A 21,436-nucleotide genomic window follows, 5' to 3' on the forward strand; every position below is an offset into this window, starting at 1 on the left:
GGAGCGTCTCGGCGGGTCGTACGGGCCGGTCGTGGTGGGGGCGTTCCTGGTGGCCGGGGCGCTGGTGGAGTCGACGGCACACGCCGTGAGCCCGGCGCTCGCGCTGACCACCGACCGGCCGCTGTTCCTCATCGTGTACGGGCTGCTGGCCCTGGCCACGACGCTGCCGGTGGTGGCGCTGCGGGGGCAGCCGGTGGCGGCCGGGCTGGCCGTCTCGGCGGCGGGCGTGCTGTCCCTGACGGCGTTCCAGACCATGACCGTCGCGGGCGCGGTCGCCCAGCTCCTCACCGGTTACCGCCTCGGCCGGGCAGCGCCGCGGCTCGTGGCGGTCGCGCCGGCGGTGCCGTTCCCGCTGCTGGCGCTGCTGGGCCAGGCCCAGGGCGAGGCGCGGCTGCTCACGCTGGTGCTGGCCTCTCTGGCACCGGCCGCGGCGCTGGCCGGCATCGCGCGGCGGGCACGCGGGGAGGCGCGTGAGAGCGCGGCGGCCCGCCAGGCCGCCACCGAAGGGCTGCTGGAGCACGTGGCGCGGGGCGAGCGGGCCCGCATCGCCCGCGACCTGCACGACGTGGTGGCCCACCACATCTCGATGGTGGCCGTGCAGGCCGAGACGGCCCGGCTGGCCACACCCGGCATGCCTCCCGCGGGCGCGGAGCGGCTGACGGCCATCGGCGACACCGCCCGCGCCGCGCTGACCGAGATGAGGTGGCTGCTCGGCGTGCTGCGGGAGGACGCGGGCGCCGCCCCGGGGGTTCGCAGTCCGCAGCCCGGCCTGGGGCTGGGCGAGCTGAACGAGCTGCTCGACGCGGCCCGCGACGCCTCCGGAACGGGGATGCGCCTGATCCTGCGGGGCCGTCCCGTCCGGCTGGATCCGGGTGTGGAGCTGACGGCGTACCGGATCGTCCAGGAGGCGCTCACCAACGCCCGCCGGCACGCGCCGGGGGCCGCCGTGGACGTCGAGCTGCACTACACGGGCGAGGTGCTGCGGGTCCGGGTCCGCGACAACGGGCCCGGACCGTCCCACCATCCCCCGCAGCCGAATGTCGGGCACGGCGCGCCGGCCGGCCAGGGACCGAGCGGGCACGGACCCGGCGGACATGGGCCGGCTCGTCATGGGCCGGCCGGGCATGGGCCGGCCGGGCATGGGCTCGCCGGGATGCGGGAGCGGGCGGCGGCCGTGGGCGGGCGGCTCACGACCGGGCCCGCGCCCGGCGGCGGCTTCCTCATCGAAGCCACTCTCCCCGGCGCGGCCCCGGGCCCGGACGAGCCTCGAGGAGGCGTGGGCAGGCGGGCGGAGACAGGTGCCGGCGTGGCGGTCGGGAACGGGGGTGCGGGCGGATGACGGGTGCCGGCCTCTCCCCCGCCGTGCGCGTCGTCGTCGCCGATGACCATCTCGTCGTCCGCACCGGGTTCGCCGAACTGCTCGCCACCCAGCCGGACTTCGAGGTGGTCGGGACGGCCGCCGACGGCGCGCAGGCCGTGCGGGTGTGCCGTGACCTGCGCCCCGACGTGGTTCTCATGGACGTGCGGATGCCGGGCATGGACGGCATCGAGGCCACCCGCCGCCTGGCCGCGGCCCCCGGTGAAGGGCCGCGGGTGCTGATCCTGACGACGTTCGACCTGGACGAGTACGTCTACGACGCGCTGCGCGCCGGGGCCAGCGGGTTCCTGCTGAAGGACGTCACCGCCGAGCGGCTGTTCGACGCGGTCCGGGTGATCGCCGCGGGCGAGGCGCTGCTGGCCCCGGCGGTGACCCGGCGGCTGATCGGCGAGTTCGCCCGGCTCCAGCCGGGGCCCGACGCCGGGTCGGCGGCGGCGCTGGCCACGCTCACGCCGCGCGAGACGCAGGTGCTGCGGCTCATCGCCGAGGGCCTGTCGAACCCGGAGATCGCCGCCCGGCTGACCGTCACGGAGGAGACGGTGAAGACGCACGTGAGCCGGGTCCTCGGCAAGCTCGGGCTGCGCGACCGGACGCAGGCGGTGGTCGCCGCGTACGAGACGGGCCTGGTGGTCCCGGGGGCGCGGTCACGTACCCAGGGAAGTGGTTGATCGGCGCCCCAGCCCCGGGAAGAGCACGGCGGCGACGGCCAGGTGCAGAAGGACCAGCGTCAGTGTCGCGGCCGGGCCCACGGCGCCGCCGAGCGGCCCGAGAAGGGAGACGATCAGCACGACCAGGGCCATGATCGTCCAGAGGCGGCCGGGCCTGGCCGAGAACCGCTCCAGGGCGGCCAGCAGCGCCCAGCCCGCCAGACCGGCCAGCAGGCTCGCCAGGGCGATCGTCACCGGGCCGACCGTCTGGGTGACGCCGCCCTGCCGCACCGTCAGCACGACGCCGGCCAGAGGTACCGCCAGGCACCACACGGCCAGGGCGGCGGCGGGTGCGCCGATCACGGTGACAAGGAGTCTCTTGGTGAAGGTGTTCACGCCGTTCAGCCTGGCCGGGGGTGCCGTGCCGCCGCATCGGGCCCGCGGTCGCGCCATGTCCTTCTCCGGAGGGGAGCGCCTCCTCCTTCGGTAGGTGCCGGCGGTGCCGTACCGGGGGCTAGCCTGACCCGATGACCGAGCGCCGGCTCCACAGAATTGTCACTGCGGCGATCGTGGTCGCCGGGATCGGCGGACTCGCGGCCTTGACGCTCCGGGGGCAGGCCGGCACGTCCTCGGCCATGCACGTTCTGGACATCGCGGTCGCGGCCGTGAGCGTGACCGCGGCGGTCGCCCAGCTGTGGTGGCCGATGGCCGGCGCGCTGGTCGCCACCCTCCTCGCGGTCGCCTCGCCGGTGGCCACCCCGGCGGCGACCCTGGGGGCGTTGCAGGTGGCCCAATGCCGGCGCTTGCCCGTCGCGGGCGCGGTGGCGGCGGCCGGCGTCGCGATGCACCTGGCGCAGGGGCTGTGGCGGCCGAACACCGGCATCTCCCTCGGCTGGTGGCTGCTGCTGATCTCCGCCGGGTACGGCGCGATGCTCGGCTGGGGCGCCCTGGCCCGTTCCCGCCGCGCGTTGCTGATCTCGCTGCGCCAGCGAGCCCGCCGTGCCGAGGCCGAGCAGGGCAGGCGGGTGGCCGAGGCGCGGATGGCCGAGCGCCGCAAGCTCGCCGGGGAGATGCACGACGTGCTGGCCCATCGACTGTCTCTGGTGGCCACCCACGCCGGCGCGCTGGAGTACCGCCCGGACTCCTCGCCGGAGCAGCTCGCCCGTGCCGCCGGGGTGGTTCGGGCGGGAGTCCACCAGGCGCTGGAGGAACTGCGCCAGGTGATCAACCTGCTGCGCGAGGACGGCGAGGGGGAGGACGGCGGCCCGGAGCCTCGGCCCACGCTGGCCGACCTGCCGCGGCTGGTCACCGAGGCACGCGAGGCCGGAGAACAGGTCCGGCTGCGCGATGAGGTCGCCGATGCCCTCACCCTCCCGGCCGCCACCGGCCGGACCGCCTACCGCGTCGTGCAGGAAGCGCTGACCAACGCCCGCAAGCACGCCGCCGGCCGGCCGGTCGAGGTGCTGCTGCGGGGCGGTCCCGGGGCGCGGTTGCTGATCGACGTTCACAACCCGATGCCCGAGGCCGGTGCGGCGCCGACCTCTCCGGGCAGTGGCACGGGTCTGGTCGGGCTGACCGAACGCGTACGGCTGGCCGGGGGGCGGCTGGACCACCAGGTCGTCGACGGGCGGTTCCGGCTGCGGGCCTCGTTACCATGGCCTGCGTGATCCGCGTTCTCCTGGTGGACGACGACGCCCTGGTCCGCGCCGGGCTGTCCATGATGCTGGACGGCGCCGCCGGCATCACCGTCGTCGGCGAGGCCGCCGACGGCCGGGAGGCCGTCGCGGCGACCGACGCCCATGCCCCCGACGTCGTCCTGATGGACCTGCGGATGCCGCACGTGAACGGCATCACCGCCACCCGCCGTTTACGCGAGCGCGCCCGCCCGCCCGAGGTGATCGTGCTGACCACCTTCGACACCGACGAGAACATCCTGCACGCGCTGCGCGCGGGCGCCGGCGGCTTCCTGCTCAAGGACACCCCGCCCGCGCAGATCGTGGAGGCGGTCACGCGGGTCGCCGGGGGCGATCCGATCCTGTCCCCGCGGATCACCCGCAGGCTGATGGACCGCACCATCACGCAGGCCGGAGCCTACGAGCAGGCCCGCGCCGCGCTGGCCGCGCTCACTCCACGCGAGTTGGAGGTGGCCCTCGCGATCGCACACGGCCGGACTAACGCGGAGATCGCCGCCGAGCTGTTCATGGGCATCACCACGGTGAAGGCCCACGTCTCCAGCATGCTCACCAAGCTCGGCCTGGACAACCGCACGCAGATCGCCCTGCTCGCGCACGACGCCGGCCTGGCCTGACGCGCTCACCCCGCGCCGGCCATGCTGACGCGCTGGGCGAAGGGACCGCCCTGACTCAGGTCACCGCCGCGCCGGAGCCGCCCGTCCGGCACCCTCAGCCGGACGGGCACGCGCTCAGCCGAGCGCGATCGACCGGAGCGCGTCCTCGAAGACGTCGACGGTGGCGGCGACGTCGGCCTCGGTGTGCGCGGTGGACAGGAACCACAGTCCCCGCGGCACCATGTTGACCCCGCGCTCGAGCAGCGCGGCGTGCAGGCGGCCCATCAGGGCGCGGTCGGTCCTGGCGAAGTCGCGATAGTCGCGCACCGCGGGCCGGTCCGTGAAGTACGTCTGGAAGACCGGGCCCGGCCCGTCCACCAGCATCGGGACTCCCACCTTGGCGGCGGCCTCGCGCAGGCCCGTCATGAGCTGCCGGCCCCGGGCGTGAAGGGTGCCGTAGACCTCCTCGCGCTGCTCGTCCAGGATGCGCAGGGTGGCCTCGGCGGCGGCGATGCCGACGGGCTGCGAGTTGAACGTCCCCGCGTGCGCGACCTTGCCCGAGGAGATGGCGTCCATCACGAACGCCCGCCCGGCCAGCGCGGACACCTGCATGCCGCCCGCCATCGCCTTGCCGAAGACCGACAGGTCGGGGCTGACGCCGAGGTACTCCTGGGCGCCCCCGGGGGCGAGCCGGAAGCCGGTGATGATCTCGTCGAAGATCAGCAGGCTGCCGTGACGGTCGCACAGCTCGCGCACCGCCTGGAGGTAGCCGGGGTCCGGCTCGATGGCGCCGGTGTTGCAGAGCACCGGCTCGGTGACGACGGCGGCGATCTGCCCCGCGTGCAGGTCCATGAGCCGGGTCAGCGACTCCAGGTCGTTCCAGGGACAGATCACCAGGTCGGCGGCGGGCGGCTGGCCCGCGGTCCCGGGCACGGCGCGGGGCCGGTCGTGCGGCCCGGCGTCGTCCAGGGGCGGGTGCACGCTGTAGAGGACCGGGTCGAGCCAGCCGTGGTAGTGGCCCTCGAACTTGAGGATCTTGGGGCGTCCCGTGAAGCCCCGCGCCAGCCGCCAGGCGGCGTGTACGGCCTCGGAGCCGACGGTGTTGAAGCGGACGCGCTCGGCCGAGGGCACCATCGCGCACAGCCGCTCGGCGACGCGGGCCTCGGCCGCGTGCTGGGCGGAGTACACGATGCCGCGGGCCACCTGCGCGGTGACGGCGTCGACCACCGCGGGCGGGCAGTGGCCGAGCAGCGCGGGGCCCTGGCCGAGCACGTAGTCGAGGTAGACGTTGCCGTCGACGTCCCAGAGCCTGGCTCCCGACGCCCTGTCCACGTAGAGCGGCACGCCCGCGGTCCGGCGCGCGTCGCTGGAGACGCCGCCGGCGATGTAGTGCTGGGCAGTGGTGTAGAGGTCGCGGCTGACGTCCAGAATCCGGGTCATGCCGACCATCAAACGGTGCCAGATCGCCCGACGACAAGAAAGACAGCAAGAAGCGGGTCGTAAGCGCAAATTTCGATGCTTGTGGAGGTCGTGGGCCCTTGATGGGCTTACGGACATGTTTCTTGGACGCATTCGGCGTACCCCCTCCAGCCCGGTCGAGCTGGTGGCCCGGCGCGCGCCCGGCGAGCTGGTGAGCCTGGCCGGCCTCGCACCAGAGCTCGACCCGGCGCCCGGCCGGGAGCTCGGAGCGGACCCGGTGGCCGCCCTGGACTTGTTCGGGCTCGACCGCCTGAGCGAGCTGGCGGCCAGCCGCGGCGGCTCCCTCCTGGACGAGAGCGCGGTGCTCTTCGAGCCGCCCGTGGCCACCTGCACGAAGATCTGCTGCCTGGCGCTGAACTACCAGGAGCACGCGGACGAGAGCGGCCTGGAGGTTCCGCCGGAGCCGGTGCTGTTCTTCAAGCCACCGTCCGCGCTCGTGGGCCACAACCACCCGGTCCTCCCCCCCGCCCGCACCCGCCATCTGGAGCACGAGGTGGAGCTGGCCGTGGTCATCGGCAAGGTGACCAGGGACCTGCCGGCCGAGCGGTGGCGCGAGGCCGTCGCCGGATACACGGTGATCAACGACATGACGGCGCGCGACCTGCAACTGGCCAACATCGCCCGCAACGTGCCGTGGGACCAGTCCAAGGGCTTCGACACCTTCGCGCCGGTGGGCCCGTACCTGGCGACGGTGGACGAGGTGCCCGACCCGCAGGCGCTGGAGCTCACCCTGGAGGTGGACGGCCAGGTCAGGCAGCGGGCCAACACCAGGCAGATGGTCTTCGGCCTGCCCCGGCTCATCGCCGACCTGTCCGACGGGATGACCCTGATGCCGGGCGACCTCATCGCGACCGGCACCATCGCCGGCATCGCCCCGCTCAAGGACGGCGACACCATGCGCGCCACCGTGGAGGGAATCGGCACACTGGTAAATACGGTCAAATTCCGGTCAGCCTAAAATGGGGGCATGACATACGCTATGGCCGCCCTGGTGGACATCGACGACTTCATGGTCTCGGAGCAGGTCCGGGGGCGGCCATGGGCACAGCGCCAGCTCCGGCACGCCGACCAGGCGGTGCGCGCCGCCGCCGGGGGCCGTCCGGGGGCGACCTGCCACCCGCGGCCGCCCGAGGAGTGGCTCGTCATGCTGACCGGGGCCGATCCCGCCACGCTGATGTCCGACGCGGCCGCGCTGGCGGAGGACGTCCGCGCCGCGATCGTCCGGGAGACCGAGTGGACCGCCACCGTCAGCCTGGGCTTCCCCAGCGTGGGCTCGGTCGCGGCCGAGCGGGACGCCCGGCGGGTCAACGGCTACAAGCTCGTGCTCGGCGGCGACCGGGTGATCGAGCCGCCGTCCGCCGGCCGGGTGGCCGCCGCACCTCCCGTGCGGATCGAGCGGGAGCTGACCAGGCGTGTGCGCGCGGGCGACCACAACGGCGCGGCGGGGCTGCTGGCGAGCTGGGTCGACAGGTGCGCCCGCGACGCCGACCCCGAGACGCTGCGCAACTGGCTGATCGGCCAGTTGCTGTTCGTCGTGGACGTGGCCAACCGCGCCACGCTGGCCGACGGCTCGACCGACTGGGTCATGACGTGCGCCCGGCTGCCCATCGAGGACATCGTCACGGTCGGCGACATCCACGAGCGCTCCTACCTGCACATGTGGCTGCGTGACACGCTCGGGCGGCTGGTGCCCGAGCCGCCGCGCAGGGACGTGCTCGCGCTCGCGGAGGCGTACATGGACGAGCACTACACCGATCCGGAGCTGCGCCTGGCGACGGTGGCGGAGGCGGTCAGCGCGAGCCCGTTCTACATCTCGCACCTGTTCGCGGAGAAGCGCAGGACGACGTTCCTGCGCCACCTGACGGGGCTGCGCCTGCGGCACGCGCGCCGGCTGCTGTCCACCTCCGGCCTGCCGGTGGACGTGATCGCCACGCGCACCGGCTACCCGACCGCGAAAGCGCTGCGTGGCGCGTTCCGGCGGCACGTCGGCTGCTCCCCCACGGAATACCGCAGGGCCGGGTTCCGGCCCGACCGTGACCAGGCCCGACCGTGACCACGCCTGATCATGACCAGGCCCGATCGTGACCAGGATGGTGCTGATGGACTTGGCGATAGACGGCGGACAGACGGGCCTGCGGCTCGGCCTGGCCGAGCGGGGCAGGATCAAGGAGATCCGCGAGCTGCCCGGCCTGTCGTACGCGGAGGGCTCCCCGGTCAAGGCCGTGCTGGAGCGCATCGGGACGGGATGGGGCGAGCTCGGCACCGTCTGCCTCGGGCTGACCACGATCCTCGACGACGCCGACGCGCTGGCCGGTCACCTGCTCGGCATCGCCCGCCGCGTACTGATCACCACCGATGTGGTCACCTCGCACGCGGGCGCGTTCGCGGGCGGCAGGGGCGTGGTGCTGGCCGCGGGCACCGGAGCCATCGCCCTGGGCGTGGGGGACGGCATCCGGCAGGTGGACGGCTGGGGCTACCTCTACGGCGACGCGGGCAGCGGCTTCTGGATCGGCCGGCGCGGCCTCGACGCCGCCTACCGGGGCTTCGACGGTCGCGCGGAGCCCGGCCCGCTCACCGAGCGCGCTCAGGACGTGTTCGGCGACCTGGCGGGACTGCCCGAGCGCCTCTACCTCGCCCCGGACGCGGTGGCGCGCATCGCGCGCTTCGCCGTCCAGGTCCTGGAGCTCGCGGAAGACCGTACGGCCCGCGCCATCGCCGAGGAGGCGGCCCGCGAGCTGGCGGGCACGGTGGCGGCGGCGGCCCGCTGCTTCGCGGAGGGCGCGGCGGTGCCCGTCGCGTGGACCGGCCGCCTGCTGCGCGACGCGGGGCTCCGCGCCGGGTTCGAGGCGGAGCTGACCCGGCTGCTTCCCCGGGCGGCGCTCCGGCCCCCCGCGGGGGACAGCCTCGCGGGCGCCGCCCTGCTGGCCGCCTCAGCCGTACCCGGCCACTACCAGACGATGATCAGAACGGCGGAACGATGAGAGTGGGTCACGGCACCACCGATCTGCCCGTGCCGGACGGCACGCCGATGGGCGGTTACCTCGACCGGCCAGGGCCGTCAGCGGGTCTGGCCGATCCGCTGACCGTGAGCGCGGTGACCTGGTCGGACGGCGAGCGGCGGTTCGCGCTGGCCACCGCCGACGTCATCTGCGTCAACGAGGACCTGGCCGGACGGGCCAGGTCGGCGGCCGGATGCGAGCTGTGGCTGGCGGCGAGCCACACCCACTCCGGGCCCGAGACCGGCTGCGTGCCGGGCGGCGGGCCGACGCCCGAGCCGTGGCTCGACCGGATCACCGAGGCGGTCCGCACGGCCGTACGGCGGGCGATCGACGGGGAGAGGCCGTGCGAGGGCACGGTGCACCGCGGCGAGCTGCACGGCGTCGGCGCCGACCGGAGCAGGCCACAGGCGCCGGCCGTGGTGCCGCTGGACCTGGTCGCCGTGCGCGACGGCGGGCTCGCCGGGGTGCTGGTGGTGCTTCCCGTGCACCCCACCGTGCTGCCCGCGACGAGCCGCCTGGTCAGCGCCGACCTCGTCGGAGCCGTACGCAGGAGTCTGCGGGAGCGGCTCGGCGGGAACGTCTGGGTGACGGTCGCCACCGGCGCGGCCGGCGACATCAGCACCCGCCACACCAGGCGCGGCCAGGACGCGGCGGAGCTGGAGCGCCTGGGCGCGCTCGTCGCGGACCGGTGCGCCGAGCTGCTGGCCGGTCCGGGGACCCCGCTCTGGGGAGCCGGACCGGCCGGCGGGCGGATCTCCTGGGCCACGCGGCGCCTGACGCTCGAACCCGCCGCCACGACGGCCGACGAGGGCGCGCTGACCGCCGGGTACGAGCAGGCCGTGGCGTCGGGCGATCCGGTCGCCACGCGCCTGGCCCGCAGCCGGCTCGAAGGGGTGCGCGCCCGCACCTCGCCACCCGCCCGCACGGGCGTGGACGTGAACGTCGCCCGCCTGGGCGGGCTCGCCCTCGCCGGACTGCCCGGCGAGCCGTTCCTCGCCGTCGCCGAGCGCATCGCCGGGCGCGACGCCGGGCGCGACGCCGGGCGCGACGCCGACAGTCCAGGTGAGCCCACCGTGGTCCTGGGCTACGTCAACGGCTATCCCGGATACCTGCCGACCGCCTGCGCCTACCGGCGCGCCGAGTACGAGGTGCTGGCCAGCCACGTGGCCGCGGGCAGCGCCGAGCTCATCGCCGACACCGCACGACACCTGCTGGAGGAAGTGTGATCGACCAGGGCGCGTACGCGCTGATCGCCCGATCGGCCGTGGACCGGCTGCTCACCGCGGAGCGCGACGCGATCGAACGGGCCGGCGCGCTCATCCACGCCGCGTTGCGGGCGGGCGGGGTGCTCCAGGCGTTCGGCACCGGCCATTCGAGGTCCGTCGCCCTCGAACTCACCGGCCGGGCGGGCGGCCTGGTGCCGGCCAACCAGCTCGGCATCCGCGACCTCGTCTACTACGGCGACGCCTCACCGCGGGACATCCTCGACCCGAGGATCGAGCGCGAGCCCGGCCTGGCTGCGCGCGTCTGGGCGCTGGCCGACATCCGGCCCGAGGACATCTTCGTGATCATCTCGAACTCCGGCGGCAACGCGGCGATCGTCGAGATGGCCCGCCTCGCCGTACGGCACGGGCACCAGGTGATCGCCATCACCTCCCGCGCGCACACCGCCGAGGTGGCCGTCGAGGAGCGGCTGGCGGACCTGGCCCAGGTGGTCATCGACAACGGCGCGCCGTACGGCGACGCCGCGATGCCGCTGCCGGGCGGCGGCACGGCCTGCGGCGTCTCGACCCTCACCGGCGTGCTGGCCGCGCAGCTCCTGGTCGCCGACGTCGCCGGCCGCTTCGTCGCCGCCGGGGAGCCGCCGCCCGTCTTCCGGTCGGCCAACACCCCGGGCGGGGACGCGCACAACGACCGGCTGCTGGAGAGGTACGGCTCCCGCGTGCGCCTCGGCGACGCCTAACCCCGCACGAGCCGGTACGGCTGGCGGGGCCGGCCGGCCTGGGTGCCCTTGACCGGGGGCAGAGGCCAGGCCAGCCCCTCCTCCGCGAGGCTCTGCAGGACCCTGCGGGCGCTGCGCGGAGACAGCGACAGCACGTCGGCCACGATCTCGGCGTCGACCACCATCGTGTCGCCGTCGTCGAGGCTCTCCACCAGGCGGTCGAGCAGTTTGGCCGCCTTGGTGGCGACGACGGGCCCGCTCTCCTGCGGCCTGCGCCGGCGTACCGGCAGCGACAGCACGGTGCCGTCCGCCCCGACAAGGTACGCGGCGGCGGCCCCCGCCTGGCGCGCCTTCTCGACGGCCGCCAGCGCGTTGGCGTCGGCGTCGCGGGCCGTGCTGCCGAGCCCGATGCCCACCTCGACGGCCACCCCGGCGTCGGAGTGGATCCGGTCCATGAACGGCGCCACCCTGAACCCGTCGGTGGCCTGGCCGAGGGCGCCCACGGTCGCGGTGACCACGTAGCCGTTCTCGTCCCGGGGCACGACGGTGGCGCCCATCAGCCGCGCGTCGGCGAGCAGCGAGCGGTGCAGGGACAGCTTCAGCTCCTGCTGCCAGTAGTTGCCCGGCCCGGAGTAGGCGGGCTTGGCGGAGGCGGCCAGCTCGACGACCACGATGGCGATCTGCGCGTCCTCCAGCCTGCTGCCGGTGCCGAGCAGGGCGGCGGTGTTGAGCGCGAGGCGCAACGTGTGGGAGGTCGGCAGCAGGCGCAGCACGGGCACCCCGGCGGCGGCCAGCCGGTTGGAGACGCTCCTTATCGTGGTGAGCGCCGCGGTGGTCTCCCCCTGGCGGTAGAGCTGCTCGTGGAAGGCGCTGAAGCCGCGCGCCGACTCCGGCTGGTCGTACTCGGACAGGTGCACGCCGCCGGTGCTCACCCCGATCTCGGCGTACGCCTCGTCCACGTCCGCGGCGGGCAGCGAGTCGATGCTCACCCGGGCAGGGTCGATGCCGTGGGTGAGCACCCCGCGCAGCAGGCTGGCGTACAGGCTGGCGCCGCTCATCGGCACGAACGTGGCGGGGATGGGCAGCTCGCCCGCCTTCCTGGCCAGGTCGTGCTGGAGCGGCCCCGTGAACAGCACCACGTCGATGCTGTCGGCGATCTTGGAGAACTTCTCGAAGGTCTCCTGCTCCTCGGCGTGCGGGGCGCCGACCAGCCGCCAGTCGGTCGCGGCCGGGAGCTCGGCGCCGATCATCATGATCTGCTCGACGAGATCGTGCGGTCCCACGACCCCGATCGCCACCCGTGACCGCGTTTCGGAACGCAGCCGATCCATGATCTTGATCACCCCAGTCCGGATCTCCACTGCAGCAAGCGGGTCATCGTCGCACCGAGCACCGCGGCCTGGTCCCCCTCCGCAAGACCACTGAAGATTACCCTCCCCAGCGATATCCGAAGATCGATGAACGGGAAGTCGGACCCGTAGACCACCCGGCCGGTCCCGACCTCCCGCACCATCCTGGCGATGTCGGGACCGGTGTTGTAGGACCCGCACACCTCCAGGATCACCCCTGGGCGCCGCTGCGCCACCTCGATGGCCCGCTCGAAACCGAGCGGTGTGGCGCCCGCGTGCCCCGCGATGATCACCGCGTCGGGGTGCTCCGCCGCGACGGCGTCCACCTGGTCCAGGTCGTTGTACGGGGAGCCGTCGTAGGTGTGGGTGAGCACCGGGCAGCCGGTGCGCTGCGCGAACTCCCACACGCCGGCGTAGCGCCTGCCGGTGAGCGGGTAGTCGTGCAGGTCGGGGTGGAGCTTGATGCCGCCGAAGCGCGGGTCGTCGCCCCACCTGGCCAGCTCGCCCGCGGGATCCTGCCAGGGGTTGACCGTCAGGTAGCCGGTGAAACGGCCGGGCGCGCGGTCCACCGCCTCGGCGGTCGCGGCGTTCCCCGCCGCCGCGTCGAGCTGGATCGCCAGGTGGCTGGAGAGGACCGCGTGGGCCACTCCGCACCTGTCCATCACCCTGACCATCGCCTCGGGGGTCGGCTCGGGGATGAAGAACAGGCTGTAGGGGCCGGTGTGCGCGTGCGCGTCGACGATCCGGACTCCGCTCTGCGGGCGCCGCCGCCACAGCGCGGTGGTGATCGCGTTCACGCCGCCCCCACGGGCAGCAGCCCCAGCAGGGTGCCGGCGGCGATCGTCGCCACGGCCCCGTCGTCGAGCTCCGCCCACAGCAGGCGGGTGACCGCCTCGGCGGGGTCCCTGAGCGGCGCCCCGGTGCCGAAGACGAGGCGGCGCTCGCCGTACCTCTCGACGAGCCATTCGAGGCCGCAGTGCGAGGACAGGTTGGCCAGCCCCAGGTACACGTTGCCGGTGCGCGACAGCACCCCCGCCACCTGCCTGAGCTGGCGGTAGCCGAGCGCGCCGACCACGATCCGCAGCTCCGGGTGCGCGGCGGCGACGGACTCCACGGCGGGCCACGCGGTCTGGGCCGCGTCCACGAGCAGCGGCAGCCCGGCCTCGGCGATCGCGCCGAGCATGGTCGCGCAGTCGGCGCCCGCGAGGTCGTAGCCGTGGTCGGCGGGGTAGGCGCGGACGGCGCACACCCCGCCCTCCAGCGCGGCGGTCACGAACTCGGCCGGGGTGCCGGTCTCCCCGCAGGTGTCGGGCAGCATCACCCAGCAGGGACGCAGCCGGGGCTGCCCGGCGACCAGGCCGAGCAGCTCCCTGTTGCCCGTCGCCGGGTCGTGCAGCCACGACAGGGTGTGGCTGACCACTGCCTCGGCGATGCCGAAGCGGTCCATCCTGTCCAGCGCCTCCGTGATCGAGCCCGTGCCCGTGTCCCTGCGGGGGTGGCGGCCGAGCATCGCGTCAGCGTCGATCAGCATGTACCGTCCAATCGTCGGGGACAGAGGGTGGCTCGTCCCGGTAGGGGAAGATGCCGACGGTGAACCTTCCGTCGGCGCGCCTCAGGCCGAGCGAGTGGATCTCGCCGTACTCGGCGGTCCTGGTGGCGGGGTCGGGGATCCTGGCCGGGCCGGTTCCGTACAGCACCTCGTCGGGCGGCTCCAGGGGGACCACGAGGATTCCCGGGCCGCGGGTGCCCGCGAACGCGCCGTCCCGCTCCGTCCACGGCGACAGGCCGTGGATCTGCCAGACCGCACCGGCGCCGAACCCGTCGGCGTCGATCCGGTCGGTGACGACCCAGTACGGGGCGTCGCCCTTGACGAAGACGATCTCGCGATCGTGCCGCGCGCCGTAGCCGTGGTGGTGCCCGGCGAAGACGTCGGCCCGCGCGGAGACGGAGAACCGGTCGCAGGCGGCTCGGCGGTCCTCGGCGTAGTCCTCGCCCGGCACGAGCAACGTGTTGTGCGCCCTGGTCGCCTGGTACCAGTCGTAGTAGCCGGGGTCGTCGTAGGACGGCGGGCCGCCCCCCTCCCAGGCCAGCGGCACGCCCCAGCCCGTCAGCACGAAGTCGAGCGCCGCGTGGTGGCTGTGCGGTTCGAGCTCGTGGCCGACGTACGGGCCGTAGTTGACGACGGTGTGGAAGTCGCCGTGACGGAAGGTCGCGTAGCCGCTGGCCTCCAGGTTGTGGGAGCCCTCGACCGGCTCGACGCCCTCGGGCCAGATCAGGCCGCTGTCCTGCAGGTGCGGCACCCAGCCGCCGGAGGTCGTCAGGACGCTCAGCCAGTGGTACATGGCCCGGCGGCGCGGGTGGGCGGCCAGCGAGGGCTCGACGGCCACGGCCCGTTCCAGGTTGTCCAGGCACATGAGGTGGTAGCTGGGCGAGCGCTCGTGGTGGCCGCCGTCGGCGCGCACGTCCCGGTCGAGGTGCTCCAGGATGCGGGCCATGGCGACCTCGGCCCACCGCCCCGCCTCGGGGAGGTCGGCGAAGACCCTGGCGGTGTGCAGCAGCTCGCACGCGGCGACGAACTGCCAGTTGCCGTGGCGGAACGCGTCGTGCTCCTCCGCGGTCCACCTGGCGCCGCCGACGACCGTCTTCATCATCCGCAGCCAGCACCCGTCGCTCAGCGCCGGCTCGCCCGCGAAGACGGCCAGCGCCTCGGTGACGTACATGGCGCGGGCGCGGACGCCGAGGGAGTACCAGATCACGTCGAGCCCCGGCCAGTCGCCCTTGACCCGGTCGCGGTCGTCGTACCACTGGCGGAACAGCCGGTCCCACTCGGCGGCGTAGCGGGGGTCCCCGGTCTCGGCGTAGGCCGTGATCAGCGGGGACATCCAGCGCAGGTAGTGGAAGCCGTACAGCAGCGAGCGGCCGTGGCCCCTGTCCAGGAAGTCGACCTCGACGCCGAGCAGGGCGTCCGCGCCCTCCGCGCCGAGGGCCGCCGGGACCGGCCGCCGCCACCGCCAGGCCCTGGCCTCGGCGACGCCGCCCGTCCCGAGCGCGTCGAGGAGCGCCTCGTCGGTGATGTGCCGCATGCGCGTGGGATGCACGTGCGGCGCCTTCTCCACCGACATCAGAGCCGCACCGGCCGTCCGGTACGGGCTGATTCGTGCGCCGCGGCGAGCACGGCCGTCACGTCCCGTGAGCTTTCCACGCTCACCAGCGGCTCGGCGCCGGTGCGGGCGCAGTCCACGAAGTGGTGGATGGCGTCGCGGTAGGCCCCCGCGGGGATGCCGTGCACGACCCGCTGGAGCATGTTGCGCGGGTAGGAGTAGGACTTCTCGGTGGCGAGCTGGATGTTCTCCTTCTGCCGGTCGAGCTGGATGACGCCGGACTCGCCGGCCACGGTGACGTAGCTGTCGACCATGGTCGGGAAGGTGTTCGGGTAGATCCAGGCCGACTCGAAGGTGGCGACGGCGCCCCGGCTGAAGCGGGCCTGGATCTGCATCGCGTCGGGGGTGTCGATGCCCATGCCGCGCAGCCTGCCGTGGCGGGCGGTGGCGAACACCTCCGCCACGCGGTCGTCGTAGAGCCAGGTGACCAGGTCGATGTCGTGGCTCGACAGGAACCAGGCGCAGGTCGTCCGGTCGGCCCAGCCGATCATCTCGGTGGGCACGTGGATGGTGTCGTTCTTGCGGGCGTAGCCCACGACCGGCTCGCCGATCAGCTCCATCTGCTGCTTGGCCTGCGCGTACGCGGGCACCCAGCGGTGGTTGAACAGGCACATCGCGGTGACGCCGGCCTGCCGGATCGCGGCCACGGAGCGGTCCGCGTCCTCGACCGTGGTCGTGAAGGGCTTCTCGACCAGGATGTGCACGCCGGCCTCCGCCGCCGCCACCATCACGTCCGCGTGCAGGTGGTCGGGGGTGGTGATCGACACGGCGTCGACCGTGCCGGAGGCGAGCAGCTCCCGGTAGCCGGGGTAGACGGCCGCGTGGGGAGCGGCGTCGAGGGCGCGGCGGGCGACGGCGGTGATCTCGGCGTCCGGGTGGGCGGACAGGACCTCGGCGTGGCCGCGCCCCATGATCCCGGCGCCGACGATCCCGACTCTGAGCTTAGGCAAGTGCGTCATCCCATTGCTTCTCTGCTGCGTCGAGCGCCTCCTTGGCGCTCTTGGATCCCTGGAGGAAGGCCCTGACCGCCTCGGCCAGCGACTCCGCCAGCTCGCCGTCCTTGGAGGTGCCCAGCGGGACGTACTCCAGCTTCGGCAGGCCCGCGACGATCACCCGCCGGGCCACGGCCATCGGGTCGTCGCCGCCGGTGCCGGCGAAGAAGGCGTCCTTGGTGGAGGAGACCGTCGAGGGGTAGATCGGCACCAGCTTGCAGAAGGCGAGCTGGTTGGCGCCGTTGGTGAAGAACTTGACGAACTCGGCCGCCGCCCGCTGGTGCTTCGACGCCTTGGGGATGGCCACGGTCTGCTGGGCGAGCAGCAGGTATCCGCCGGTCTTCGTCTGGACGGGCTCGGTGACGACCAGGTCCTCGTAGACGTCGGGGGCGTTCTTCTGGATGTTGACCAGCGTCGCCGCCGTCGCGCTCGCCCCCATCGCGAGCTGGCCGTTCTCCAGGGTCTGCGGGTAGTTCCTGACGTCCTTGGAGACCGTTCCGGGCGCGAGGCCGTGCTTGTCGTAGCTCTTCTTGAACGTCTCCAGCAGCTCGGCGACCTCGGGGGTGTTGAACGCCGCCTTCTTCTTGTCGGCGCTCAGCAGCTCGACGCCGTAGTAGCGCAGCACGGCGGCCGCGTTGGGGCCGGGGACGTCGTTGCTGCCGTAGACCTTGGTCTCGGCGTAGACCTTGTCGGCCAGCTCCAGGGCCTCGGCGTAGGACTTCGGCGGGGCCTGCTCGTCGAAGCCGGCCTTGCTGACGACGGACCTGCGGTAGATGCCCACGGGCGTGCCGCCGTTGTACCAGGGCACGGCGTACAGCTTGCCCGACACGCGGAGCGGCTCGATCAGGTTCGGCTGGAAGTCGGCCAGGTCGGCGGGCTTGAGCAGCCCGTCGAGCGGGGCCAGCGACGGGGCGAACCTGCCGAGGTCGGACGAGGCGAGGTTGACCGCGTCGGGGACGTCGCCGCTGGCGACCGCCCCGAGCAGCTTGGTGGCGATGTCCTGCCCGGGCACGTCGACCCACTTGACGGTGACCTTGGGGTGGTCCTTCTGGTACTGGGCGATCAGCCCGTCGACGTAGGCGCCGAAGTTCTTCTTCAGGTTGATCGTCCAGAACTCGACCTCGCCCTCGAACGGCTGGTCGTCCACCGCGGTGGACGTGCCGCCCGACGTTCCGGCGACGCAACCCGACGACATGAGAGCCAGCGCCAGCGCGCCCGCCCCTAAGGTTCTTCTCCTCGACACCGGGACCCTCCTGACAACTTATGGCCGTCCCTAATCATTCTTTTCGGCACCTTGTCACCCGAGAGCTGGGACGTCAAGAGGGGCTTTTGTGCGCTCTTGACGGTCCAGAGGGGCGTATATAGGCTGCGGTCCAAATTCCGGCCAACTCTTATCGAGACTCTGGACGTCACTATTAAACGGCGAAGGATGTGAGGCCGGTGGCCACCAGCCGGATCCCGGGGCAGCGCTGGTACACGCCGTACCTCTTCCCGTTGCCGGCCCTGATCCTGTTCGGGGCCTTCTTCGCCTGGCCGGCCGTCACCGCGCTCCAGCTCTCCTTCACCGACTACGACGGGGTCAGCCCGCCCGTCCTGACCGGACTGGACAACTTCGGCAGGATCCTCGGCGACGCCCGGTTCTGGACCGCCCTGCGCAACTCGCTGGTGTTCCTCGCCGGGCTCTTCCCGCTGCTCGTGGTGCTCCCGCTGCCGCTGGCCGTGCTGGTCAACCAGAAGCTGCCCGGCATCAGGACGTTCAGGATGCTCTACTACCTGCCGGTCGTGACCTCGATGGTCGCGGTCGCGGTGGCCTGGAACTACGTCTTCCACCAGCAGGGCGTCGTCAACTGGCTGCTCACCGGCTTCGGCGTCCTGGACGAGCCGATCCAGTACCTCCTCGACCCCGTCTGGGCGCTGCCCGCGCTGATCCTGGTCGAGGGCTGGAAGAACATGGGCGTCTACATGATGGTCTACCTGGCGGGCCTCCAGACGATCCCGTCTGACCTCTACGAGGCCGCCAAGATCGACGGCGCCAACGGCTGGCACCGGATGCGGCGCATCACCGTCCCGCTCATGGTCCCCTACATCGCGGTCACCATCACGATGGCCATGCTCGACGCGATGCAGGCGTTCACCACCGTCTTCGTGATGACCAAGGGCGGCCCGCAGGACGCCACCCTGATGCTCGGCTACTACATCTGGTCCGAGGCGTTCGAGAAGTACGACATGGGCTACGCCAGCGCCGTCGGCCTCGTCCTGTGGGTGCTGCTGATCGTGATGGCCCTGCTCAACTACCGGCTCACCAGCGGAAAGAAGGACGAGCGTTGACCCGGAGGCTCGGCTGGTGGACGCGGCGCGTCGGCATGTACGTGCTGCTCACGGCGATCGCGCTGGTGTTCGTCGGCCCGTTCCTCATCCTGCTGTCGGCGGCGTTGAAGCCGTCGGGCCAGGCCGTCTTCTCCTTCCCGCCGGACATCATCCCCCGGCCGCCCGTGCTCACCTGGGCCAAGGAGGCGTGGACGGCCATCCCGTTCCCGCGCTACCTCCTCAACTCGATCCTCCTCGTGGCCGTGATGGTGCCGGTCTACATCCTCGTGTCGGCCATGTGCGCGTACCCGCTGGCGCAGATGGTCTTCCGCGGCCGGAGCCTGATCTTCTTCGCGATCCTCGCCACCATGTTCATGCCCGGCGAGGTCATGCTGCTGCCGAGATTCCTGGTGGTCTCCCAGATCGGGATGGCCGACAGCTACCTGGGAGTGATCCTGCCGGGCCTGCTGTCGGCGTTCGGGATCTTCCTGCTCCGGCAGACCTTCGCCGGGGTTCCGCGCGAGGTCGTGGACGCCGCCAGGACCGACGGCTGCCACGAGCTGCGTATCTTCTGGCACGTCATGCTGCCCGCCGCCCGCCCCACCCTGGCCATCCTCGGCGTCTTCGGCTTCATCTCGGTCTGGAACAGCTTCATCTGGCCGATGGTGGTGCTGAAGGACTCCTCCCTCTATCCCATCTCGCTGGGCATCGCCTACCTGGCCGGGATCACCGGCACGGACGTCCGCAGCCTGGCGGCGGGCACGATCATCTCGATCCTGCCCGTGGTCGTCTTCTTCATGATCATGCAACGCCACGTCCTGGAAGGCATGCGCGGCGCGGTCAAGAGCTGACGCCGCCTGCCGCTCGTGAAAGGGTCACACATGCTCACTCGCCGGCAATTCGGCCTCGGCGCGCTCTCCCTCGGGGCGCTGACCGCACTGCCCGGCACGGCCCGCGCCGCGGCCGGCCACGACTACACCTCGCGCGAGACGTTCGACCAGTTCGACAAGCTGTTCCACGAGAGCGGCGCCGTCGGTCAGCCCACCGACACCAACGAGGCCGGCGGCCTCGGCTGGGGCGCGTCCTACGTGCTGGCCGCCTACGTCAGGATGTACGAGGCCTACCGCGACACCGCCTACCTGGACCGGCTCATCCACAACGCCGACCTGGTGCTGGCGGGCCGCGACTCCGAGCGGGGCGTCACCGACTACCGCGGCCTGTCGCTGCCCGCCTGGCGCAGCATCGTCTACAGCGCCGGCGGTGCGAGCCTGCTCGACGCCGCCGGGCAGCCGCTCCTGGAGGTGCGCAGCGCGCTGGCCAACGTCAACGACGCCGTGGCCACCGTACGAGCGGGCTCCTCGGAGGGGCGTTTCACGTTGGAGGTGCGCAATCCGGTCAAGGCGAAGGTGTCCACCTTCACCGACCTGACGATGGACCCCGGCAGCCCCGACTACGCCGTGAAGCGGATCCTCGACGCCTACCCGTCGCCGACCATGGTGACGGCCAAGGATCTGCGGCCCTCGCCCGCGGGGGCCGCGACACCGGCGCAGGGGGCGTTCAAGCTGGCCGCCGCGCCGGTGATCTTCGCGGTGCACACCGGCATGATCACCTACCCGCTCGCGTCGTTCGTCCGGATCGTCCGCCGCGACCCGCGCCTGCTCGCCGACGCCCGCTACCGCGCCAAGGCCGCCGAGTACCTGGAGGCGTGCCGGGCCGCCGCGGCCGCGCACGACCCCGAGTGGATGGCGGGCGGCTACTACATCTGGCCCAAGGGCATGCCCGTCCCCTACGACGGCGTCGAGCAGCCCATCAACCAGAGCGTCGCCCTCGGCCAGACCTACGCGGAGCTGGCGGCGGCGACCGGGGACCCGCACTTCCGCGACCGCACGCGCCGTCTGGCCGCGACGTTCGCCCGCGACCTCAAGGTCAACGACAAGGACGCCTACACCTGGCCGTACTGGCCCGGCTTCGGCAAGCTCTACAGCGGCTACACCAAGGCCGACGGCGTCTCCGAGTGGACCCCGTCCTACGGCTCGCCGCCCAAGGGCGCGCAGCAGGGCGAGGACCTCAGCCACGGCGGGATCGACATCGAGTTCGCCGCCGCCGCGCACCGATGGGGCCTCGGCTTCACCGGCAGGGACATGGTCCGCTTCGCCCGCTCCTACACCAGGAACATGGCCACCACCGACAACGGCGTCGCCACGACCTTCCTGAGGGTGGACGGCAGCGGCGGCCTGGCCCCCGCCGGCCAATATCTCCAGGCGCCGCGCTTCATGCCGGTCGCCCGGTGGGACGAGGCGCTGTTCCCGCACGCGCTGGCGGTCTACGCCGACCACGCCGTCGAGTCGCAGTACGGCTCCACCCTGCTGTCGGTCGCCTACCTCAACTGGCAGGGCCGCAGGTAGCCGGGCACGGAAGGGGCTCGCCGCGTGATCGACGGCGAGCCCGCCGGCCGTTTGCCGGCCGTTCGCCGGTCAACCCATGCCGAGACTCTGGGCGAAGGTCCGCACGTCGGAGATCACCCAGTACTCGGCGACCCTGCCGCCCTCGACGCGCAGGATGTCGTGCCCGCTGAACGCGACCCGCGTGCCCGCGGGCGCCGTGGCCCCGTCCAGGCCGCCCCGATAGGACCCGGCGAACGTCCAGCGGGCGGCCACCGTGTCGCCGTCCACGATCGGACCGACGTCGAGGGTGACCGTGACGCCCGTGAACGGGGCGTGCCCCTGGGCGAGGACGGCGGCCAGCTCGGCCGCTCCCCGGACGTCGTGCCCGGGCCAGTGGCCGACGAAGCCGGGAGTGACGAGGTCGTGGGCCAGCGCGAAGTCCCCGGCCCACATGTCCAGCAGCCAGCGTTCGTACAGCTTCCTGATGCCGTCGTTCATGGATGACTCCCGG

Annotated in this window: 21 protein-coding genes; 12 read left to right on the forward strand and 9 right to left on the reverse strand. The window is 72.9% G+C overall.

Annotated elements, in window-relative coordinates; genetic code table 11:
- The first annotated feature begins 31 nt into the window (after positions 1-31).
- Entirely contained in the window at positions 32-1,339 is a 1,308-nt protein-coding gene (locus ABZS51_RS11240; protein WP_355438714.1) for a sensor histidine kinase, read from the forward strand.
- On the forward strand, positions 1,336-2,046 hold the full coding sequence (locus ABZS51_RS11245) for a response regulator transcription factor (RefSeq protein WP_355438716.1): 711 nt from the start codon (positions 1,336-1,338) through the stop codon (positions 2,044-2,046). Before ABZS51_RS11240 ends, ABZS51_RS11245 begins: the two co-directional genes overlap by 4 nt.
- On the opposite strand, the gene ABZS51_RS11250 is transcribed toward ABZS51_RS11245, so the two are convergent.
- Entirely contained in the window at positions 2,023-2,421 is a 399-nt protein-coding gene (locus ABZS51_RS11250) for a DUF6069 family protein (protein ID WP_355438718.1), read from the reverse strand. The genes ABZS51_RS11245 and ABZS51_RS11250 overlap by 24 nt on opposite strands.
- Before the next feature lie 131 nt (positions 2,422-2,552).
- Between ABZS51_RS11250 and ABZS51_RS11255 the strand changes: the two genes are divergently transcribed.
- Entirely contained in the window at positions 2,553-3,692 is a 1,140-nt protein-coding gene (locus ABZS51_RS11255; protein ID WP_355438720.1) for a histidine kinase, read from the forward strand.
- Complete coding sequence (locus ABZS51_RS11260) at positions 3,680-4,333, forward strand: response regulator transcription factor (protein WP_355438722.1); 654 nt, start codon at positions 3,680-3,682, stop codon at positions 4,331-4,333. Before ABZS51_RS11255 ends, ABZS51_RS11260 begins: the two co-directional genes overlap by 13 nt.
- 114 nt (positions 4,334-4,447) lie before the next feature.
- On the opposite strand, the gene ABZS51_RS11265 is transcribed toward ABZS51_RS11260, so the two are convergent.
- Entirely contained in the window at positions 4,448-5,752 is a 1,305-nt protein-coding gene (locus tag ABZS51_RS11265) for an aminotransferase class III-fold pyridoxal phosphate-dependent enzyme (RefSeq protein WP_355438724.1), read from the reverse strand.
- Between the two features lie 115 nt (positions 5,753-5,867).
- Between ABZS51_RS11265 and ABZS51_RS11270 the strand changes: the two genes are divergently transcribed.
- From ABZS51_RS11270 to ABZS51_RS11290, 5 genes are read left to right on the forward strand one after another with little or no spacing between them, the layout of a single operon-like run.
- Complete coding sequence (locus ABZS51_RS11270; protein WP_355438726.1) at positions 5,868-6,749, forward strand: fumarylacetoacetate hydrolase family protein; 882 nt, start codon at positions 5,868-5,870, stop codon at positions 6,747-6,749.
- A gap of 9 nt (positions 6,750-6,758) precedes the next feature.
- Positions 6,759-7,844 carry an AraC family transcriptional regulator gene (locus ABZS51_RS11275; RefSeq protein WP_355438728.1) on the forward strand — a complete coding sequence of 362 codons (1,086 nt, stop codon included), beginning with the start codon at positions 6,759-6,761 and terminating at the stop codon, positions 7,842-7,844.
- Positions 7,845-7,890: 46 nt separating this feature from the next.
- Complete coding sequence (locus ABZS51_RS11280) at positions 7,891-8,772, forward strand: BadF/BadG/BcrA/BcrD ATPase family protein (protein WP_355438730.1); 882 nt, start codon at positions 7,891-7,893, stop codon at positions 8,770-8,772.
- Entirely contained in the window at positions 8,769-10,016 is a 1,248-nt protein-coding gene (locus tag ABZS51_RS11285; protein ID WP_355438732.1) for a hypothetical protein, read from the forward strand. Before ABZS51_RS11280 ends, ABZS51_RS11285 begins: the two co-directional genes overlap by 4 nt.
- A complete protein-coding gene (locus ABZS51_RS11290) occupies positions 10,013-10,753 on the forward strand; it encodes an SIS domain-containing protein (protein ID WP_355438734.1) in 741 nt (246 codons plus the stop codon). Before ABZS51_RS11285 ends, ABZS51_RS11290 begins: the two co-directional genes overlap by 4 nt.
- Here ABZS51_RS11290 and ABZS51_RS11295 read toward each other — a convergent pair.
- From ABZS51_RS11295 to ABZS51_RS11320, 6 genes are read right to left on the reverse strand one after another with little or no spacing between them, the layout of a single operon-like run.
- Entirely contained in the window at positions 10,750-12,063 is a 1,314-nt protein-coding gene (locus ABZS51_RS11295; RefSeq protein ID WP_355438736.1) for a transcriptional regulator, read from the reverse strand. The two genes, ABZS51_RS11290 and ABZS51_RS11295, sit on opposite strands and share 4 nt — an antisense overlap.
- An 8-nt stretch (positions 12,064-12,071) precedes the next feature.
- Positions 12,072-12,878 carry an amidohydrolase family protein gene (locus ABZS51_RS11300; protein WP_310715320.1) on the reverse strand — a complete coding sequence of 269 codons (807 nt, stop codon included), beginning with the start codon at positions 12,876-12,878 and terminating at the stop codon, positions 12,072-12,074.
- Positions 12,875-13,612 (reverse strand): amidohydrolase family protein, encoded by a 738-nt coding sequence (locus ABZS51_RS11305; protein WP_355438739.1) that lies wholly within the window; start codon positions 13,610-13,612, stop codon positions 12,875-12,877. The genes ABZS51_RS11300 and ABZS51_RS11305 overlap by 4 nt, the downstream gene beginning before the upstream one ends.
- Complete coding sequence (locus tag ABZS51_RS11310) at positions 13,596-15,203, reverse strand: heparinase II/III family protein (protein WP_355438741.1); 1,608 nt, start codon at positions 15,201-15,203, stop codon at positions 13,596-13,598. The genes ABZS51_RS11305 and ABZS51_RS11310 overlap by 17 nt, the downstream gene beginning before the upstream one ends.
- Entirely contained in the window at positions 15,203-16,201 is a 999-nt protein-coding gene (locus ABZS51_RS11315) for a Gfo/Idh/MocA family oxidoreductase (RefSeq protein ID WP_310715315.1), read from the reverse strand. The genes ABZS51_RS11310 and ABZS51_RS11315 overlap by 1 nt, the downstream gene beginning before the upstream one ends.
- Entirely contained in the window at positions 16,185-17,477 is a 1,293-nt protein-coding gene (locus ABZS51_RS11320) for a sugar ABC transporter substrate-binding protein (RefSeq protein ID WP_355438744.1), read from the reverse strand. The genes ABZS51_RS11315 and ABZS51_RS11320 overlap by 17 nt, the downstream gene beginning before the upstream one ends.
- A 197-nt stretch (positions 17,478-17,674) precedes the next feature.
- Between ABZS51_RS11320 and ABZS51_RS11325 the strand changes: the two genes are divergently transcribed.
- From ABZS51_RS11325 to ABZS51_RS11335, 3 genes are read left to right on the forward strand one after another with little or no spacing between them, the layout of a single operon-like run.
- Positions 17,675-18,562, forward strand: a complete 888-nt coding sequence (locus ABZS51_RS11325; RefSeq protein WP_355438746.1) for a sugar ABC transporter permease — start codon at positions 17,675-17,677, stop codon at positions 18,560-18,562.
- Entirely contained in the window at positions 18,559-19,392 is an 834-nt protein-coding gene (locus ABZS51_RS11330) for a carbohydrate ABC transporter permease (RefSeq protein ID WP_355438748.1), read from the forward strand. The genes ABZS51_RS11325 and ABZS51_RS11330 overlap by 4 nt, the downstream gene beginning before the upstream one ends.
- 30 nt (positions 19,393-19,422) lie before the next feature.
- Positions 19,423-20,946: a hypothetical protein gene (locus ABZS51_RS11335; protein ID WP_355438750.1), complete on the forward strand. Its 1,524-nt coding sequence runs from the start codon at positions 19,423-19,425 to the stop codon at positions 20,944-20,946.
- Between the two features lie 69 nt (positions 20,947-21,015).
- Here ABZS51_RS11335 and ABZS51_RS11340 read toward each other — a convergent pair whose 3' ends face one another.
- Positions 21,016-21,423 (reverse strand): nuclear transport factor 2 family protein, encoded by a 408-nt coding sequence (locus ABZS51_RS11340; protein WP_310715306.1) that lies wholly within the window; start codon positions 21,421-21,423, stop codon positions 21,016-21,018.
- Between the last annotated feature and the right edge of the window lie 13 nt (positions 21,424-21,436).

It is taken from the genome of Nonomuraea sp. NPDC005501, from assembly GCF_040605905.1.
In the GTDB taxonomy this organism is placed as follows: Bacteria; Actinomycetota; Actinomycetes; order Streptosporangiales; family Streptosporangiaceae; genus Nonomuraea.